The sequence below is a fragment of the Flagellimonas marina genome (assembly GCF_042651185.1).
In the GTDB taxonomy this organism is placed as follows: Bacteria; Bacteroidota; Bacteroidia; order Flavobacteriales; family Flavobacteriaceae; genus Flagellimonas; species Flagellimonas marina.
Genome location: NZ_JBHSCL010000009.1, coordinates 182,535 through 201,747, shown reverse-complemented (window position 1 = coordinate 201,747; position 19,213 = coordinate 182,535). Strand labels below are relative to the sequence as shown.

Sequence of the window (19,213 nt, the reverse complement as noted above, 5' to 3'; positions counted from 1 at the left end):
ATATAAGATTAGGTAACCACAATATCATATTTTTTTAGCAAACCAATGAGTCCATCTTTGCTGAACTTACTTTTTTTGAGGTGATTAACATTTGGGTCAATGTTGAAATTAACGGCTGAGGTAAAATCAGCCTGCTCCAAATCGGTGTTATCAAAAATGGCATCCTTAAAGTCAGAACCATGAAAAGTGCATCCTTTTAATTGTGCTTGACTGAAATCAACTTGGTGCAATTTGCAATCTTCAAAAAGGGTTTGAAGCAGGCTCATTCCATGGAATGAAGCAACAGAAAGATTGCATCCTCTAAATTGAAAAGTGCTCAGTATCGGATTGCAGGTTTCAAACTGTAGTCCAACCATCTTACAACCCATAAAAGAAATATCGTTGAAAATGGTATGGGCGATGTTGGTGTTGGTGAAATCGCAGCCTTCAAAAGAGCATTCCACAAAATTTTGGTTGTCCAAAAATCCCTTGGCAAACGTGCAATCCACAAACCGGCAATTTTCATAATCACCTTTGGGCAATTTATGCGCCGTGTACTCCTGTTTTATGAATTCTTGGTCTACCCAAAAGGATTCAGCCATTACTCGTCTGTTAATATGATCGCGGGAATTTCCAAGGATTTGAACATTTGGTTGTATTCCTTCATTTCACTTCCCACAATGGCATTCTTTTCATCTTCATAGGTTTTCCACTGGGCCAATAGGTCTCTTAGTCGTTCTTTAGCCCCTTGGGTCACTTTAGGTTCGGCTACATCAACAAACCCTTTTAGGTGCATGAATTCCGCATTGAGCTGGTTCTTGAAGTTGATAACATCCTGAAAGGTCTTTTGTTGTGGCTGTATGAGTTTTTCTTCCCAAGTGGTGATGCGCTCCAACAACGCTTTGCCCTTTTTAAGTAATTCCGAAGCATCCTCATTATCCTTGAGCAATTTTTCATATTGATTCAACTGGTCTTTGGCACCACGCATTTGATTCACCGCTTGGTGCATGCCCTTTAAGGTTTCATCAATGGTGGTCAATACGGATTGTTGCTCTGCGTAGTCCGATGGGCTTGCCTCAATTTTCGGGTTTGCCAAAATAACGGCATTGGTTTCTACAGTTTCATTTTCCATGGAAAGACGGAGTGTATACGTACCGGGAGCTACTCGGGAACCTGCATAATCCCCAAAGACAAACACTTGGTCTATGGAAGGGATGGCATCTTTGGTAAAATCCCAAGTGAATCGGTTATATCCTTTTTCAGAAGTCAGAACATCTGGTTTTGGAGGTCCACCCGGCCATGTTTTAAAATTTTCCGGTTTTTGATTGGTTATGGTTTTGATGACCCTTCCACCGGAAAGAACTTCTAGTTTCAACTCCATAGAATCCAGTTTTTTGGGCAAGTAATAATCAAAGGTCACCCCAGATTTTGGGTTTTGACCCAATCCCGGAACGGGTTTTTCAGAACTTCCACCAAAAATCCGATACGTGTCTTTTGGGGTAACTATAGCGAAGGTTCTCTCTGGCATAACGCTATTTTGAATCGCACCTAAATCATCCAAAATCCAAAAAGAACGTCCTGCGGTGGCTGCCACCAAGTCATTATCTTGAATGACCAAATCATTGATGGGAACAATGGGTAAATTCAACTGAAGAGGTTGCCAGAGTTGTCCATCATTTAAGGAAACATAGAGTCCAGTTTCTGTCCCGGCATAGAGTAATCCTTTTTGTTTTTTGTCCTCTCGGACAACTCTTGGAAAGGTATGTTCCCCTTCAATGCCATTTGTGATTTTCGTCCATGTTTGCCCATAATCAGAGGTTTTAAAAATATACGGACTCAAATCCATGAACTTGTAGCGCATGGCCACCAAATAGGCTGTTGCAGGGTCATGTGGAGACACCTCAATACTGTTGATAATACTTTCCTGAAGATTGGGAGGTGTTATGTTCTCCCAATTCGCCCCACCATCTTTGGTGATGTGCACCAAACCATCATCCGACCCCGCGTAGAGCACCCCTTTTTCATGGGGTGATTCCACCAGATACATAAGGGTGTTGTAGTTTTCACCCCCTGCTGCTTCATTGGTGTAAGGCCCCCCTCCGGGTCCTTGTTTGTTTTTATCATTCCGGGTTAAATCTGGACTGATGACCTCCCAGCTAATACCCCCATCTTGGGTTTTAAAGACCACATTACCGGCATGGTATACGGTGTTTCGGTCATGTGGTGAAGCAATGATGGGTGCATTCCAATTGTATCGGAATTTAAAGTCTTCCGGTACCTTGCTAAGCCCGAGTTCTGGGTATTCTTTAATGGGTTTGGATTCTCGCGATGCCCGCACCCATTTTTCAATGATGCCTTGGTAACAACCGCCGTAAACCACTTCTGGGTTGTCTGGGTCGAAGGCCAAATATGCACTTTCACATCCTGCAACATCGTACCAATCTTTCCAATCAATGCCATCATCATTGGTTCTACTGGCAATTCCGATGGCCGAGTTGTCTTGTTGACCGCCATATACGTTATAGGGTACTAAATTATCCGTGATAACCCTGTAGAATTGAGAAGTAGCCTGATTTTGCTGTGTACTCCAACTTTTTCCACCGTTGTTGGAAATATTGGCACCTCCGTCGTTGGAGTTAATCATTACTTGGTTGTTATTTGGATGAATCCACAAATCATGATTATCTCCATGAGGTGTTGGAACCGGGGCAAAGGTCTTACCACCATCAATGGATTTGGTCACTGGGGCATTGAGTACGTAAACAATATTTTCATCCTGCGTATCGGCAAAGATTTCCATGTAATACCAAGAGCGTGCAATGTTGATTCGGTCTTTGCTGGTCTGTTGCCATGTTTTTCCGGCATCCACACTTTTATAGACCCCACCTTTTTCGCCTTCCGCTTCAAGCACGGCGTAAACCACATCAGAATTGGCTCTTGAGACAGAGATTCCAGTTTTGCCAAATTCCTTCGGAAGTCCTTTTTCCAACTTTTTCCATGTGGTACCACCATCGATGGATTTATACAATCCAGAAGAAGCACCACCAGATTCCATGGTCCATGGATATCTGCGATGTTGCCACATGGCCGCATAGAGAATCAGAGGATTGTTCATATCCATAGATAGGGAGGAAGCCCCTGTGTTTTCATCCACAAAAAGTACCCGTTCCCAAGTTTCACCACCATTGATGGAGCGGTACACCCCACGCTGCTCCGAAGGACCGTATTGCGCACCTTGCGCGGCAACAAATAAAATATCCGGATTGGTAGGGTCAATGATAACATCAGATATGTGCCGGGTTTCATCCAATCCCATATGTTTCCATGTCTTACCGGCATCGGTGGATTTGTAAACGCCATCCCCCATACTGGTCATGACCCCACGGGCCGCATGTTCTCCCATCCCGACCAAAACCAAGTTGGGATTACTTTCCGATATGGCAATGTCGCCTACTGTGCCGGTCTTGAGTTGCCCGTCTGAAATGTTGTTCCACGTAAGCCCATCATCAGTGGTCTTCCAGATGCCGCCTCCTGTGGTTCCCATGTAATAGGTATGGGCCTGACCCACAACCCCGGTCGAGGTGACGCTTCGCCCTCCGCGGAAAGGGCCTATGTTCCGCCATTTGAGTCCAGGGAATAAAGAGTCATTAATGGTAATCGAAGGTTCAGCGGATTTTCTGTTTCTGCGCTGGGCTTCAGTTTGAAAAGGCAGTAATAGCAAAAGGGTGAGGAAGAGTTGAAATACTTTCATTTTTGATAAGTTGAGTTAGCACTGGGTAAGATACAAAACCCCAACTGATCTGTTAATAAAAAGATAAAGATTGATTTTATTTGGAACAATCGTTCCGAAATGTATATGTTTGTATTGGAACAATCGTTCCGAAATATAAATCGAACAAATCAAAAACAACATGAGAAAATTGGAAGGAAAAGTCGCCATAGTAACCGGTGCAACAAGTGGAATGGGTCTTGAAACGGCCAAAAAATACCTTGAAGAAGGTGCAAAAGTGGTCCTTACCGGACGAAATCAAGAAAAATTGGATGCCCTACAAAGTGAACTTCAAGGGGAGTATCTCTTGGTAAAGGCCGAAGCCTCCAGTTCAGCCGATAGTGCAGCTTTGATAAGTAAAACGGTGGAGACTTTTGGGAAGATTGATATTCTTTTCTTGAATGCAGGTATCTTCCGTTTGGAACCCATTGAAAAACTCACCGAAGCTGTTTTTGATGAGGTGTACGACATTAATGTAAAGGGGCCTCTGTTTACTGTAAAAGCCGCGTATGATCATTTTAATGAAGGGGCCAGTATTATATTCAACACATCTGTAGTTAATATAAAAGGTTTTGCTTGGTTGTCTACGTATGCTTCCAGCAAGGCGGCATTACGTTCTTTGGTACGTACCTTGGCCACGGAGTTTGGCCCAAAAGGAATTCGGGTAAACGCCATTGCCCCAGGTCCTATTGAAACTCCGATTTATGATAAGCACAACATACCCAAAGGTGATTTTGAGGAGATGGCATCGTCATTCCCATCTATGGTTTCATTGGGAAGGTATGGAAATTCCTCCGAGATAGCCACAACAGCATTGTTTTTGGCTTCTTCGGATAGTAGCTTTATCACAGGAGCAGAGATACCTGTGGATGGTGGCTTGGCACAAGTGTAAATTTTTTTGGATACATTTGGAACAATTATTCCAAATACAATGCCTAGAACAAAACAATTCAATGAAGAGGAAATATTGAAAAAGGCCATGGAACTCTTTTGGGAAAAGGGGTTCCATGCCACTTCAATACAGAACTTGGTGACCTGCTTGGGCATCAACAGGGCGAGTTTGTACGATACTTTTGGTGGCAAGGAAGAGCTGTTTAATAAAGTTTTTGAGCGCTATAGAAAGGATGGGGGAGATACCATTCAGTCAACTTTTGACAAAGAGAAATCTGTAAAAGCGGGGTTTTGCCGACTTTTTGAGGATGCCATCGAAAAAGCCCAAAACGATATGGCCCAAAAAGGCTGTTTTGTGGTCAATACCACCACTGAGCTTATTCCAGGGGATGAAACCATTCACAAAGCGTTGCGAAAGAACAAGGAAAATATTGAAAGCATCTTTATTTCACAAATCAACAAAGGAATCGAAAACGGGGAAATAGATGCTTCCAAAGATGCAGAGAGCATTGGACACATGCTTTTTGCCCTCTTCAGCGGGCTACAGGTCATGGCAAAAGTAGACCCTGACCCAAACAAACTTCGTAAGTTGCTTAAGTCAGGGCTATCTGTTCTCGATTAAAAACTGATTTACATCCGTTTGTAGGCAAACAGAACTTCTTTCGCGGAGTCTTTGGATTCAATGAGAACCCACATGTTTATCTGGTCTTCGCTTACCTTTTCTATGGTAAAGCCTTCAAAATAGGCTTTGTTTCTTTCGATTTTCACTAACCGGAAATCCACTGTTTCATTCTTTTCCTCCCAACCTCTCAAATTCTTATCGAAATGTTTCAATTGTAGAATTATGGAATCATCCACTTCTTGAATGTGCCCCACTTCGTAAAAGGACACTTCATTATCGGCCACCAATCGGAAGACAAACATCATGGAACCACCCATGGGGTTGCTCCAGATTTCTTCAGCCATACCGCCAAAGGCCTCTCCCTGCCAATGCCCGGCAATCCAAGCAACATCTTCAAGTGAGGCGCTGGGTGAGTTCTGTCCTTCGGACAGCTGTAAAGTTTCTTGTGCGGACATGATTCCCACAGGAAAAAACAATAGAAATAGTAGTTTTTTCATTGTATCGGTTGTTTGGTGTATGACGAATGAAAAGTAGTTAATTGGACAACGCAAATTTTATATTCACCGTGGACTCCACTCTTATTTTTTCAAAATCAATGTCCAAAGGTTGTGCCTGACCCATATCAGCAGAAACCGCTTTCATTTCCATCATTGGAGCTTGGTTGTATCTTGGGTAATAGGGCTGAGAATTATCTACAATGTGAATGGCCAAACCAACTTTCTGACCTAGCGGCTTAGTTAGGGCATCTGCTTTTTGCTTGGCTTTTTTTACGGCTCTGGCTTTTAGTTCCAATTCCAGTTCATCCATTTTGGAATATTCGGTTTTTTCCAAAAAGACGTTGGCGATGTCCAACTGCTCCAAGGCCACCATAACTTCGGCGGCTTGTTTTCCGGTATAGACCAAAAGGGAATACTGTTTGCTTTTAAGCACCTCTTTTCCTCGAAGGAAATACTTTTCAAAATTGCTGCTGAGGTCTTTGATGACCAATTGTTCATCCAGGTCTATACCCAGCACTTTCAATCTTTGCGCCATTTTGTTTTCCTGCTCCTCAACAGAAACCCGACCTTTGGAATCCTTTTCTTGAATGGTAATGTTCAGGTAGATTTTATCTGGGGTTAACAGCGTGTCCACTTGGGCCGATGTTTCAAGATAGGGGACGTCCAAGAAGCTTTTGGATTGGGCAAATAGCGCTGTTGAGAACAGAAGTGTGATTATTGGAAAGATTATTTTTTTCATGATTTTTAGTTTTTGATTAAAGGTATATACTTCCCCCTCAGAAGCAAAACCTGTGCCGTTTTATTTGTAAGAAAAGTACAAGCTTTTAAAAGCCTAAGGTTTCTTCAATTTTTGAGTACATTGTACATATGAAATTTGTTTTGGCTCCCGATAAATATAAAGGTTCGTTGACCGGACATGAGTTCTGCGATGCCGTGGAAAGTGGCATTAAAAGAGTCTTCCCCGATGCAGAAATACTCAAAAAACCCTTGGCCGATGGCGGTGATGGTACCATTGAAGTGGTGGCGCATTACCTCAATGCTCATTCGATTTCTTTGGAAGTGACCGACCCGTTGTTTCGAAAAATAAAGGCTGATTATCTCCTTTCGGATGACCAGAAAACCGCCTTTATTGAAATGTCTGAAGCATCTGGCTATAAAGTATTGGCCAAAGACGAAATGAATTGTATGCACACTACCTCTTTGGGAACAGGGGAGATGATTTTGGATGCTATCGAGAAAGGTGCTAAGAACATTGTGCTGGGGATTGGGGGTAGTGCAACCAATGATGGAGGAATGGGCATGGCAACAGCTTTGGGGTACGAATTTTTGGATAAAAATGGGACTTCCCTCGAACCCGTTGGAAAAAATCTAGCCAATGTGGAAGAAATCCGAAGAGACAACGTTCACGAAAAACTAAAGGGCGTAAAAATTCAAGTGGCCTGTGATGTCAATAATCCACTGTATGGAGAAAATGGCGCAGCTAAAGTGTATGGTCCCCAAAAAGGGGCATCACCGGAAGAAGTGGAAGTATTGGATAACGGTTTGGAACATTTTGCCGCAGTGGTTCAATCCACATTTGGCGTCGATGTACAACAAATCCCCGGCGCCGGAGCCGCTGGCGGTATGGGTGCTGGAGCGGTGGTTTTCTTAAATGCCAAGTTGACTTCTGGAGTTGACTTGGTGATGCAGTTGGCCAATTTTGATGAAGCTTTGGCTGATGCAGATTGGATAATCACCGGTGAAGGACAATTGGACGGGCAGACCTTTTCTGGAAAAACCATTGCGGGCGTTATTCAATCGGCAAAAAAGAAAGGAGTGCCCATAGCTGCTTTTTGTGGTTCATTGAATATATCTATTTCAGAAATGCAAACCATGGGATTGGATTATGCGGTCTCCATTCTAAACCAAGTGGGAAACTTGGAGGATGCCAAAGCAAAAAGTAGTGAAAATTTAGAACTGGCCAGTTATAACTTTGCACATTTGTTGCAGCAAGTGAAAGCGTGACCTGCAAGCTATCATTGTTTGGACGCCCCTCGTTTCATTTTAAATTCCAACGAAGTTTTTACCGTTTTCCATTCGCTATCCAAAATGGAAAAAACCACAGTATCCCTTAGATTGCCCTCTGCATCAACCCGATGGTTTCTAAGAATTCCATCCTGTTTGGCCCCTAAGCGCAAAATGGCGTTTCGGGAAGAATGGTTATGGAAATGGGTTCGAAACTCAACCGCAATACAGGTCAGTGTTTCAAAGGCATGTCTTAGCAAAAGATATTTGCATTCGGTGTTGATTCCAGTACGTTGTACGCGCTGTGCATACCATGTGGCCCCAATCTCAACCCTTCTATTTTTAGAATCCACATTTAAATAACGGGTGCTGCCAATAATCTTATTGGATTTCTTATCAATCACCGTAAAAGGCAAAGCCAAACCTGCTTGTTGTTCATTGAGTGCGGTGTCCATGTAGGCATCCATGTTGGGTGGGGAAGGAACGGTGGTGTACCAAAGTTCCCATAGATTGCCATCGGAGGCGGCAAACGCTAGGTCTACTTTGTGGGTTTTCTGCATGGGTTCCAGCCGAACCAATTCTCCTTCAAGGGCAATGGGTTGCAACCAAGGTTTCATAGGTTGTGTTTTGTAGTTCAAATATAGTTGTAAATAGGTCGATTTTGGCAATAAAAAAAGCCGGGATTTCTCCCGACCCTCCAATCAATCAAAAAACGAACTTTGATTGAATTGTTTTTGATGTTATGGTGTGGCTGTAAATTCTTCGATGATAAAGAAATCTTTGTTCTTGTCCTTAATGTAGTACATATCATCCAAGACATTGTAGTGCATTTTTCGGTCATTTACCCTGATTTCAAAACCTTCATCCGTAGGCGACATTTCAAAGGCATTCTTATCCGAACCTTTATATTTTAAGGTTGTATAACTGTCATATGCATCATCCGCATCATAGTCAATGGCTATTAACTTTGTAACAAATGCAGGGGTTGATTTCCGGTCTTGATTGACCATTCCTTTATCTTTCTCGTTCAGTTCCACAGCATATTTTCTATGCTCCATCACTTTTACACTGAATTGTTTTTCTTTTCCGTTTTCAGATACGGTATACGTTTTCAGTTCTTGTGTGGCACTCATGACCCCGTCTTGTCCATACCCTGCGAAGGCGGTGAGGGTCAAGAATGAAAATAGTGTCAATATAGTTTTCATGGTGTGTTTTTTAAAGTTCATAATTCTTTTTATGTTTGGACTGCTTCCTATTTTAGGTAAGAAGTGAACATCCAATGTCTTTCTTCCAACTCGGTAATGAAATCGGTCAAAATTCTCTCAGTGGCAACATCGCCAGTTTCCAAGGAGGCATTTACGCCGTCCAACAAACTATCATGGATAATTTCGTAGTCCTTGAGTACCTCTCGCACCATTTCCAGAGCAGACCTACTTTTTTCCGATTCTTTAACTTTGGATAGTTCCAAGGTTCTTTTCAGCGAGAAATTACTTTTAACGCCAAATACTCGTATGCGTTCAGCCACCGTATCAATGTTTTCCTTCACGGTGTTATATTCTTTTTCAAACTCTTCATGAAGCTCAAAAAACTCTGGTCCTTCAATATTCCAGTGAAAGTTTCTGAGTTTGTTGTAGAAAACTTGATAATTGGCCAAAACGGTATTTAGGGCTACCACAATTTCTGCGGTTTCCAAATAGGTGAATCCAATTTTTTTAAATGTTTTATTTTTTGCCTTTACAGCTTCCATCTTTTATTATATTTTTTTGTTTCGTTTTCAATATACCTATCAAATAAAGGAAAGGTTGATGCAATTGATGGAAAGATTGATGCAATAGAATTTTGACCTGTATTTAGGCCCAAAACGCCAATAAACTAAAGGGTTTTGCCAATTCTAACGGCGTAGTTCAATAATTGTCGGCGCTCTGAACAATAAATTCCTTGTTTAGGGACAAATAGATATCTGCAGATATATCAGTTACATATTCCTTGTGACTATTAAATACTTTTTGTGGCTCATGGTTCTTTGAGTCAAGTTCTTGGATGTATAGGGTGTCCAAGGTATCGTACATTCGTTTGCCAAGACTAAATCTTTTTATGACCGTGTATTTGTTGATGCTTCGGATGGACATGAGTTTAAGTTGATTTTTTACTAGGACACCAATTATGTAGGTAAGTCACAAATCTGGAATAGCTCAATAGAACTTGTGGATTGCCACTATTTAATAACTTTATACAGATAGTAAAGGTTACCTTGTTGTTCTTATGAAGACCAAGAATTTTATTGGTATAACGATAATAATTTCACTGCTTCTTGCGGTGTTGATCCATTGGCGGGAATATTCTTCGCGGGATCAAGTATCCGTTTGGTATGTGATTGCATGGCAGTTGTGCATCTGGTTAACTTGGGTCTTAGGTTTTTGGCTTCTAAAGGAGGTTAGAAAGAGGACACTTCTACAAAAATATGGCAAATGGATTGGCTTTTTGACGGGGCTCTTTTGGATTGTCTGCCATTTCGGGTGGTTTTTCATGATAAGCTCAAACTTTAGTCCCTATTTAAATTATCCAGAATCTAGATTTGGGGTTTATCGCTACTTCTTTATTTTTTGGACTCTCATAGATTTTGGATTGCTGTGGTTTGTAATAGAAAAACTATGGACAGAAAAAGAATCAAAAGCCGAACAGGATAATCCAATTCTATTGGAACTCACGCGTGGTGGCAAATCCTATTTTTTTGAGCCTCACCAAATTCATTCGCTTACAGCCGAGAACTACTATACAAAACTATCCACAACTTCGGGCATTTTTGTAATGCGGAAACCACTCAAGGAATTCCATGATATTCTTCCCAGCCCCATGTTTCAAAAAATTCATAGATCTACCATTGTCAATGTAGAGTATGTTTCCGAGTTGGTGGGGAATATGTCGCAAGGATTGGAACTGGTTTTAAAGGACCAAACCAAGCACAAGGTAAGTCGGAGTTTTTCCAAAAAAATCCAACAATTCTTCAAAGAAAGAGCCCATTAGTGCAATTCACTACCAAAAACCGTGCAGTTCACTGCAAACCGTAAATGACATCACTTTTATTGGATAGCTTGGTGTAGCAATTATACTCAAGTCACATTCAAAAATCAAAAATCAAAATGTCATGCTATTATTCACGATCACAATTCAATCAGATTCCAAGAGGGCTCCTATCCATCCGGGCTCTAGTCTGTATTTTTTGTTTTAGCTCCGGTTTCATTTCAACAGGTCAGGAGATTCTGTTTAAGAATGTCGCACTCAAAGGTCCAACACAGGGCTCTAGGGGAGTGTCCATGGCAGATTTAAACAATGATGGCTGGTTGGATATTGTAGTGGCCAATCAAGTGGATTCAATTCAACTCTTGGGCAATACCATTTATCTCAATCAAGGAGATAGGTTTAGTAGACAAGCCATTTCTGAAAATAACCTTCAGGCTTGGAGTGAATCTGTCCACACCGTAGACGTGGACAACGACCACGATTTAGATTTCTTTTTTACCACTCAGTTTGGGGTTCCCAATTTGCTGTATCAAAATGATGGAAAGGGAAATTTTGCCCCTTGGCAAGGTGGAGACTTAACCATGGATAGAACCAATTCCCCGGGAGCTTGCTGGTGTGATTATGATTTGGATGGGGACATGGATGTATTTGTGGTTAATAGAGATGGTGAGGCGGATAATTTATACGCAAATGACGGTAAGGGCGTATTCACCAGAATAGCAGAAGGTCCATGGGTAAACAACAAGGGTGATGGAAGATCATGCGCTTGGGGCGACCTGAACGGAGATGGGATTATGGACCTTTACATTGTCAATTTTGTGGTAAAAGACCAGCAAGGAGCCGTAATCCAAAAGCACCGTAACTATCTCTATCTGGGGACATCATCTGGTGGATTTACAGAAGAAAAAAACGGAATCCATGTTGAAGAGGAAAATGCTTCCTATGGAATTTCTATAGTGGATTTCGACTATGATGGGGATTTGGATATGTATGTGACCAATGTCTCTATTTCTGATGAAAATGCCCTTTACGAGAACATTGGAAATGGAAAGTTTTCCAAATCGGATAATGAAGTGGCCTACGAAATTCATCGTCCCTCGAAAGGGCAGGCGTGGGGAGATATTAATAATGACGGTTGGTTGGATTTATATGTTGCCAATGGCACTGAAGGTTATCCTGAAATCCAGAATTTTATGTTTCTCGGACGCAAGGATTTTTCCATGCAACGGGTGTATAATGCCCTTCCGGCCATTGAGGGCCACATTTCCGCAGGCACGGCAATGGGAGATTTGGATCGAGACGGAGATTTGGACCTCTATGTATGCAATTGGGGCGGCGAAGCGGAGGCCAATGACTGTTATCTCAATCTTGGACCAACCCGGAACTGGGTCACCTTTCAGTTGCAAGGGGTGGAATCCAATACCTACGGTATAGGAAGTTGGGTAAAGCTAAGTTTGGAAGATGGTAGGGTATTGACGCGCTACTTCATTCGAGAAACTGGCTATGGCAGTGAAAATGCACCCGAAGTCCACTTCGGATTGGGGGATTCAAAAATCCAGAAAGTTGAAATAGTATGGCCTTCGGGAACTACCCAATCGGCCACAGCATTGGAAATAAATCATACCTACCAAGTGATTGAAGGCAAAGAAATCAAAAAGCGAAATCATGAATAAAACTTTGAACCGAAGACATTTTATGCAACTTACTGCATCTGCAAGTGGTGCGTTGTTGCTCGGATTGCATTATCAGTCCTGCGCACCCAATGGCCGTGCCGTAAAGTATCCAATGTTGCCCCTCATCGAAATTGATACCGATGGCTGGGTGACCCTAATCGCCAAGAACCCTGAAATAGGTCAGGGTATCAAAACAGCCTTGCCCATGATTCTGGCGGAAGAATTGGGAGCGGATTGGGAAAAAGTGAAGGTGGTCCAAGGAGATTACGATAAAAAGTATGATGAACAGTGGGCCGGCGGAAGCTATGCCGTAATCCTTAATTGGGATTTAATGCGGACTGCTGGGGCCAAAGTTCGGAGTGTGCTCGTTGAAGTAGCCGCTAATCGAATGCAGCAATCAAAAGATCAATTTAAGACCGAAAAAGGTAATGTGATTCATACAGGAACCGGTGAAAGCATTCCCTTTGAAGAGTTGATAGCTGAAGCTTCCCAGATGGAATTGCCGGAAGAAGTAGAATTTAAACCAGTAGATTCGTATACCATTGTAGGGCAGAGCCTTCCTCATGTTGATATTCAGGAATTGGTGGACGGTACGGCTCAATTCGGTATCGACATCAACCTCCCTGAAATGCTGTATGCCACTGTGGTAAAAAACCCAGTGTTTGGGGGAGGCTTGGAAAGTTTTGATGATACAGAGACCAAGAACGTTCAAGGAGTAATGGAGGTAATCACATTAAGAAACAGCGAATATGGTGGGCGATTGCTCGGTCCCAATAGCCCTAATTTTATGAACGGGGTCGCCGTTGTGGCCAATTCCACTTGGACAGCGTTCAAAGGTGCTGAAAAGTTGAAAGTAGTTTGGGACAACACATCATCCCGAAGAGAAAATACGGAACTACTTTTTGAACAATTCAGAAACCAGTTTGATGACACCGAGCTGGTCCGAAAAGATGGGGACTTTACAGCTGCGCGAAAAAATGCGGCCACGGTTTTTGAGCAAACCTACGAGCTGCCCTTTTTGGCCCATGTACCTATGGAACCTATGAACTGTACTGTGGATTTTAGGGAAAATAGCTGTGAGGTTTGGGCCCCTACCCAAAATCCGGAAGCTCTGGAAAAGGGATTGATCAAACTTTTTAATTTGAAACCAGAGCAAATCAAGATACACCTATTAAGGAGTGGAGGGGCTTTTGGCAGACGATACTATGTGGATTATGCCATGGATGCCGCCATACTCTCAAAAGAAATGGGAAAACCGGTTAAACTCACCTGGACCCGAGAGGAAGATATTAAACACGACTGGTATAGACCTGCCAGTGTTCAAAAACTAACCGCGGCTATCGATAAAGATGGAAAAGTAACTGGGTGGCGACATATTTTAGCCAATGCCTCGCGCGTAACATCTTTGGGCAGGGAAGGGAGTCCGGCCGGCACCGAGATTGATGAATATGAATTTCCGGCAGGGTTTGTACCCAATCTTCAATTTGAATACGGTCATGTGCTGAGCGATGTTCCCCTAGGTCAGTGGCGCGCTGTGGCCCAGTCGGCAAATGTATTTACGGTACAAAGCTTTTTGGACGAATTGGCTTTTTTCCATAAAAAGGATCCTATTGACCACTTTCTGGAATTTTTGGGCCCAGCTCGAATGGTTCCCGTGGTCGGGGACTATGAATATGACGTGGGTCGTTTGATTACGGTAGTGGAACAAGTTCGAAAAAACAGTCGCTGGAACGAACCTTTGCCCAAAGGGCAAGGCAGGGGTTTTGCGGCAGCGAAGAATTCCGGCTCATTTTTGGCCGAAGTGGTCACCGTTGAGGTCACGGAAGATGGCAATATTAAAATTTTGAGGATTGATGTAGTGGTGGATTGTGGCATTGTAGTGAACCCATCCGGGGCCAGAGCACAGGTGGAAGGGGGCATTTTGGAAGGCTTGTGTGCCGCACTTTACGGGGAGGTTACCATCAAAGATGGCGCCGCCCAGCAGTCTAATTTTCATGATTATCCTTGGATGCGTATGCGTGAAGTACCGGAAATTCACGTGGAGTTCATTAAGAATGATTTGCCGCCCAGAGGGCTAGGAGAGCCACCTTTGCCTCCTGCCGCACCCGCTTTGACCAATGCTATTTTTGCTGCTTCCGGTGTTCGAATCCGAAAGCTTCCCATTCAAAACCAATTGAAAAATGCTTAAATTAATAGGGTCAATCAAAAAATCAAGCAATCATGAAAACTATCTTTCTATTGGGTACCGTCCTAAGTATCCTGACAACCCTGTCTGCGCAAGAAAAAAGCATTAAGGATTTGGAGTTTTTAATCGGAAAATGGCAAGTTCGGGAAGACAATACTGAAGAGGGTTGGTGGGAAGAGACGCTTCGCACGGGTAAATATGTAATGGACAGTACGTATATAGAATTGGAATCGGAAGCGGTCTCGTCAACAGGCGTGGAGCGGACCTATCGCTGGTATATTCATTACAATTTCAAGGCCCAACAATTTGAAATGACATCCATGTTCAGCAATTGGCATAAGGTTCTGAACGATATTCTGGATTGGGACCCTAAAAATCGTAAGCTCACCTTACGAAATGGAGTAGATGCTTCTAGCGAAGAATACCACGAACGCTTTGGGGAGATTGTCTTTGATGAGGATTTCAATGGATATTTATGGAAAGGTGAAAATAAATATGGCGACCCGGAGAATCCTGGCATCTAGAAATATGTGGAAAAGGGTGTTCGGTCTGAATGAGGGGTATATATGCAATATGAGACACGAATAAATGTTAAACCTGTGTCTTAAAAGTCACATTTTTTGAATAAAAATCAGTTTTTGGTAAATATTGATAAGATCCCCTTAATTTTTAACCCCCGTTTCTCTTAAAAAGCTAAAAATAGGGATGTTGAGGCTTAGATTTTTAGACTAAGAAATTTTTTTTTGTAGCTTTCCTACGTCAGTTAGGGGAAAGCATTAGTACACGTTGATATTTAACTTTCAAAAATGTGTACTTATGAAAGCTTCTGAAATACTCCGACTTATTACCGCCATCATTTTTTTAATTGGATCAATAATTGCTTTGATAGTTGTAATTGTACAAGTGTCGACAGCTGGTACATAACCCATCTGTACCAACATGAATGAATTCTAAGGTGCCCATGGGGCACCTATATACATTTACAGTCATTTACATCCGTTTACAAACGAAAACAAATGATTCATGACCGATTCATGGATTTTAGTGGTTTTATGTTTGCCCTGTCGAATTCTAAGTTCGATAGTATCAATTGTTTAACGCTTAAATCTTATTTGTATGAACTCGCTTAAAAACAAAGTACAGTTGATTGGTAACTTGGGTAATGACCCAGAAATGATCACAATGGAAAATGGGAGTAAACTGGCCAAATTTTCAATCGCTACCAATGAAACCTACAAAAATTCAGAAGGGGAAAAGGTGACCGACACCCAATGGCACAATGTGGTTGCTTGGGGTAAGTTGGCCGAAATCGCGGAAAATTATTTGACCAAGGGCAAAGAAGTCATGATTGAAGGAAAGTTAATGACCCGCTCCTATGAAACCAAGGAAGGCGAAAAACGCTACATCACCGAAGTTAAGTGCAACGAAATGTTGATGTTAGGAAAATAGAGGGCTTTTGCAAATCATCGGAAAAGGGGGCAATTTGTCCCCTTTCTTTTTGTTTACGGTGTTTTCACCATATCTTAAAGATGAACTGCGTAACTATTGGGGTGGTTATTCGTCAAATGAAGTGAGCTATTATGAAAGTAGCAAAAACCCTAATATTCGTTTTTATTCTTGGTTTCTGGTCATTCTCTTTGGCACAGGATGGCGAACTTACTGCCTCTGACGTTATATTTTACGAAAGCCTGGCCGAACGCGATGCGATTTACGAACAGGAGCAACGCTTTTCCAATGAAAAAGATGAACGCGACTATTGGAGAGATCAAAAGAATTTTGAAATAATGCTCCTGCAGAAAAACCCACAGGCCTATCATGTCTATATCAGTAAAAAAAGGCCATCCTATGTTGATCATATCGAGCACTGTCATCCTGACTGCGGGCATGGTGACTTCTACAAAAGAGAGGAGGCCTCCTTCCTTATGCAAATGTCCAATGACTCCATATATGGACGATTACTTTCTGAAGCCCAAACCAGAACATCCCCAAATAAATTTAAATAACAGATTGCTTACCCGGTAGGGTATTTTCATCTTCAGTTGTTTCTATACTGAAAACCTCAGCATTCATAAAAGTTCACCTATAAAACTTGAATTATGAAATGGTTTGGTTATGTCTTCGTACTTGTGATTTTCACGACTAACACCGTATTCGCCCAAAATCACAAAGTAGATTCCAAAAAACAAAGAATCAGTTTTTTTATGGAACGTGCGCAACAAGATGCCAAGTATGAGCAAACCTTGGTCACCGGCAATAAAGAAGACGAATTGGACATTTGGAAAGACCAAAAACGCTTTGAAAAGGATTTAAAAGATTGGGATTGGGTTTCCTATGATGCCTACATGTTTGCAAAAAAGAATGCATACCTAAAACATGATGAGGTTTGTGAGGACCATTGCAACCATACAGATTACTACTTTGAGCAGATAACCCCCTACTTAATGTATCAGCCCTACGACTACCATAAACAAAAAATTTCTTTGGGGACTGAAGTGTACAATAGAACGCTTAGCGAGTGGCAGGTAAAAATCAAGTAGAGGTCTAGGCGACTTTCTTTAAAAGGTCAAAGCACGGGCATTTTTTGCACCGCTTGCTTTCCTTTTTCTTGTATTTCTCACAGCATTTGGATTTTAAATTGCCGTGGGATGACAATTCTTTCAGCAATGCTTTTTTGAGCTTTTTCTTTGAATCCTTTTTCTTTTTACCCATTTCGATATCCAAGAACCAGACAAAAGTAATTATTTTAAATTAATCTAAATAAGAAAATTATCAACAATACAGTATCGACAATCCTAAAATTGAAGTGATACGCCCATAGTACTGGGGCCAAAAGAAAGGTTCCAGCTTATATTTTTGGACTGGTCATTGTACTTTTCATTGTACTTGGAATCTAAATACCTGTCGATGGATTCCACGATAAAAATGCTCAAAACTGTACTAAAGACCACATCCGAAACCCAATGAAAATCATCCACTACACGTACCAAACCCGGGATGGAACCTACCGTATACAAACCTGCTTTCACCCATGGACTTTTAAACTGTTTGGCAATGGCATAGGCATTACTAAAGGCCAACATGGCATGACCGGAAGGAAAAGAATCATAATCATACACCCTATCCAAATGAAATGGGTCAAATGTGGCAGAACCAGCCCCACTTTTGGGCCGAGCCCTACCAATGATGCGCTTACTTACCTGTTGCAAAAAGCCCCCTGCGGTCGCAGAAGCAATCAAAAGTACCCCCGTCCGTCTTAATTTTTCATTTTTCGTAAACAGTCCGGCCAAATAAACCCCTCCGGTGAGCATGTAGTTGTTTTCCGGACTTCCATATTCGTGCCCATAGTCAATCACAAAATCAGGGATATCCTCCTGAAAGCCATTTTTCCAATGATTAACTTCTTCATCAACTGTAAAAAGAAGTAGGGTGCCACCGGCCAAATACCCAAAGTTGGCCCAGTCATTTCCTTTCCAATGAAATGGTCTGGAATAGGAATAGCCCACACCGCCAAAAATGTTGCCAACATCATAAGTAAAATCGTTCCAAAGCGTTTTCTTTTTTTCTGATTGCAAATCTTGTGCAGCTAGCGGCAATATCGTCAACAAGGCGATGAAGTATTTCAGTATTTTCATGAAGGTTGAAAACTAAATGGTCGATAAAATTACGCATAAATATCCTGTGCCAATCGAAAAGTATTGGCATGAGCCTCCACAATGATTTTGATGTCTGGTGAATATCCGCCACCCATACTGCATTGCACTGGAATGTTGGCATCAAAACAGGTTTGTAGCACAAAGCGGTCACGTTCCTTGCAGCCCTCCAAAGTTAGGGCCAGTGTTCCCAATTTGTCCGAAGCGAGCACATCCACACCACAGAGATAAAAGATAAAATCGGGTTGTACTTTTCCCAGAAGCTCGGGGAGGGTGTTTTTTAAAACGGAAAGATATTCTTGGTCCGTGGTTCCTTTGTCCAAGGCAATATCAAGGTCCGAAGTTTCCTTTTTAAAGGGGTAATTGCCCTTGCCATGCATGGAAAATGTAAAAACAGAATGGTCAGTATTAAAAATTTCTGCGGTGCCATTGCCTTGGTGAACGTCCAAATCAATAATTAAAATATTGTTTTTCAATTTTTTATTTTGAAGGTATCGGGCTCCGATGGCTTGGTCGTTCAACATACAAAAAGCCTCGCCGCGATTGGAATAGGCATGATGTGTGCCTCCTGCGATGTTCATGGCAATGCCATGCTCCAATGCAAATTCGCACCCTTTTATGGTGCCATCTGCAATAATCCGTTCCCGTTGTACCAATTCCGTGCTCAGTGGAAATCCAATTTTTCGTGCGGCACTTGGTTTGAGTTCAAGATTCACCAAATCATCATAATATGTGGCGTCATGTACTTCTAAAATGTGGGAATCATCAGGAAAATTAGGTTCAAAAAAATTCGCTGCGGTACAAGTTCCTTCATGAAGTAATTGCTGTGGTAACAACTCATACTTCATCATGGGAAATCGGTGCCCATGGGGTAAATGATGTTTGTAAATGGGATGATACGCTATTTTGAGCATTTTGGAAT

Annotated in this window: 20 protein-coding genes; 10 read left to right on the top strand and 10 right to left on the bottom strand. The window is 42.0% G+C overall.

The features are described from left to right. Window positions 1–8: 8 nt before the first annotated feature. Both ACFOWS_RS14755 and ACFOWS_RS14750 read right to left on the bottom strand, forming a co-directional pair. Window positions 9–581, bottom strand: coding sequence for a pentapeptide repeat-containing protein (locus ACFOWS_RS14755; protein WP_379766082.1), 573 nt, complete (start codon window positions 579–581; stop codon window positions 9–11). Continuing rightward, a complete protein-coding gene (locus ACFOWS_RS14750; protein ID WP_379766079.1) occupies window positions 581–3,730 on the bottom strand; it encodes a VPS10 domain-containing protein in 3,150 nt (1,049 codons plus the stop codon). The genes ACFOWS_RS14755 and ACFOWS_RS14750 overlap by 1 nt, the downstream gene beginning before the upstream one ends. Window positions 3,731–3,890: 160 nt before the next feature. Here ACFOWS_RS14750 and ACFOWS_RS14745 point away from each other — a divergent pair, with 160 nt between their 5' ends. Beyond that, window positions 3,891–4,640 carry a glucose 1-dehydrogenase gene (locus ACFOWS_RS14745; RefSeq protein ID WP_366586596.1) on the top strand — a complete coding sequence of 250 codons (750 nt, stop codon included), beginning with the start codon at window positions 3,891–3,893 and terminating at the stop codon, window positions 4,638–4,640. A 39-nt stretch (window positions 4,641–4,679) separates the two neighbouring features. Beyond that, window positions 4,680–5,261 carry a TetR/AcrR family transcriptional regulator gene (locus ACFOWS_RS14740; RefSeq protein ID WP_379766076.1) on the top strand — a complete coding sequence of 194 codons (582 nt, stop codon included), beginning with the start codon at window positions 4,680–4,682 and terminating at the stop codon, window positions 5,259–5,261. An 8-nt stretch (window positions 5,262–5,269) separates the two neighbouring features. On the opposite strand, the gene ACFOWS_RS14735 is transcribed toward ACFOWS_RS14740, so the two are convergent. Both ACFOWS_RS14735 and ACFOWS_RS14730 read right to left on the bottom strand, forming a co-directional pair. After that, a complete protein-coding gene (locus ACFOWS_RS14735) occupies window positions 5,270–5,758 on the bottom strand; it encodes a DUF6265 family protein (protein WP_379766073.1) in 489 nt (162 codons plus the stop codon). Window positions 5,759–5,795: 37 nt separating this feature from the next. Next, a complete protein-coding gene (locus tag ACFOWS_RS14730; protein ID WP_379766070.1) occupies window positions 5,796–6,497 on the bottom strand; it encodes an SIMPL domain-containing protein in 702 nt (233 codons plus the stop codon). 128 nt (window positions 6,498–6,625) lie between these two features. Here ACFOWS_RS14730 and ACFOWS_RS14725 point away from each other — a divergent pair, with 128 nt between their 5' ends. Beyond that, window positions 6,626–7,762: a glycerate kinase gene (locus ACFOWS_RS14725; protein WP_379766067.1), complete on the top strand. Its 1,137-nt coding sequence runs from the start codon at window positions 6,626–6,628 to the stop codon at window positions 7,760–7,762. 11 nt (window positions 7,763–7,773) lie between these two features. Here ACFOWS_RS14725 and ACFOWS_RS14720 read toward each other — a convergent pair whose 3' ends face one another. From ACFOWS_RS14720 to ACFOWS_RS14705, 4 genes are all read right to left on the bottom strand, one after another. Continuing rightward, window positions 7,774–8,379, bottom strand: coding sequence for a GNAT family N-acetyltransferase (locus ACFOWS_RS14720; protein WP_379766064.1), 606 nt, complete (start codon window positions 8,377–8,379; stop codon window positions 7,774–7,776). 123 nt (window positions 8,380–8,502) lie between these two features. Next, a complete protein-coding gene (locus ACFOWS_RS14715) occupies window positions 8,503–8,967 on the bottom strand; it encodes a hypothetical protein (protein ID WP_379766061.1) in 465 nt (154 codons plus the stop codon). Between the two features lie 47 nt (window positions 8,968–9,014). Next, entirely contained in the window at window positions 9,015–9,509 is a 495-nt protein-coding gene (locus ACFOWS_RS14710; protein ID WP_379766058.1) for a Dps family protein, read from the bottom strand. Window positions 9,510–9,666: 157 nt separating this feature from the next. Further along, a complete protein-coding gene (locus tag ACFOWS_RS14705) occupies window positions 9,667–9,891 on the bottom strand; it encodes a hypothetical protein (RefSeq protein WP_379766055.1) in 225 nt (74 codons plus the stop codon). 496 nt (window positions 9,892–10,387) lie between these two features. Here ACFOWS_RS14705 and ACFOWS_RS14700 point away from each other — a divergent pair, with 496 nt between their 5' ends. The 7 genes from ACFOWS_RS14700 (at window position 10,388) to ACFOWS_RS14670 (ending at window position 17,178) form a co-directional block, all read left to right on the top strand. Then, entirely contained in the window at window positions 10,388–10,786 is a 399-nt protein-coding gene (locus tag ACFOWS_RS14700; protein ID WP_379766052.1) for a LytTR family DNA-binding domain-containing protein, read from the top strand. A gap of 116 nt (window positions 10,787–10,902) precedes the next feature. Continuing rightward, the gene (locus tag ACFOWS_RS14695; RefSeq protein WP_379766049.1) at window positions 10,903–12,456 is read left to right on the top strand and encodes a CRTAC1 family protein; all 1,554 of its coding nucleotides are present in this window, start codon (window positions 10,903–10,905) and stop codon (window positions 12,454–12,456) included. Then, the gene (locus ACFOWS_RS14690) at window positions 12,449–14,644 is read left to right on the top strand and encodes a xanthine dehydrogenase family protein molybdopterin-binding subunit (protein ID WP_379766046.1); all 2,196 of its coding nucleotides are present in this window, start codon (window positions 12,449–12,451) and stop codon (window positions 14,642–14,644) included. Before ACFOWS_RS14695 ends, ACFOWS_RS14690 begins: the two co-directional genes overlap by 8 nt. A gap of 32 nt (window positions 14,645–14,676) precedes the next feature. Beyond that, window positions 14,677–15,165 carry a hypothetical protein gene (locus ACFOWS_RS14685; protein WP_379766044.1) on the top strand — a complete coding sequence of 163 codons (489 nt, stop codon included), beginning with the start codon at window positions 14,677–14,679 and terminating at the stop codon, window positions 15,163–15,165. 592 nt (window positions 15,166–15,757) lie between these two features. Next, on the top strand, window positions 15,758–16,090 hold the full coding sequence (locus tag ACFOWS_RS14680) for a single-stranded DNA-binding protein (protein WP_366586628.1): 333 nt from the start codon (window positions 15,758–15,760) through the stop codon (window positions 16,088–16,090). Window positions 16,091–16,221: 131 nt separating this feature from the next. After that, window positions 16,222–16,644, top strand: a complete 423-nt coding sequence (locus ACFOWS_RS14675) for a hypothetical protein (RefSeq protein WP_379766041.1) — start codon at window positions 16,222–16,224, stop codon at window positions 16,642–16,644. Window positions 16,645–16,737: 93 nt separating this feature from the next. Further along, window positions 16,738–17,178, top strand: coding sequence for a hypothetical protein (locus ACFOWS_RS14670; RefSeq protein WP_379766038.1), 441 nt, complete (start codon window positions 16,738–16,740; stop codon window positions 17,176–17,178). Window positions 17,179–17,433: 255 nt separating this feature from the next. Here ACFOWS_RS14670 and ACFOWS_RS14665 read toward each other — a convergent pair whose 3' ends face one another. Together ACFOWS_RS14665 and ACFOWS_RS14660 are read right to left on the bottom strand one after the other, a co-directional pair. Further along, the gene (locus tag ACFOWS_RS14665) at window positions 17,434–18,273 is read right to left on the bottom strand and encodes a phosphatase PAP2 family protein (protein ID WP_379766035.1); all 840 of its coding nucleotides are present in this window, start codon (window positions 18,271–18,273) and stop codon (window positions 17,434–17,436) included. A gap of 29 nt (window positions 18,274–18,302) precedes the next feature. Continuing rightward, window positions 18,303–19,205: a histone deacetylase family protein gene (locus ACFOWS_RS14660; RefSeq protein WP_379766032.1), complete on the bottom strand. Its 903-nt coding sequence runs from the start codon at window positions 19,203–19,205 to the stop codon at window positions 18,303–18,305. Between the last annotated feature and the right edge of the window lie 8 nt (window positions 19,206–19,213).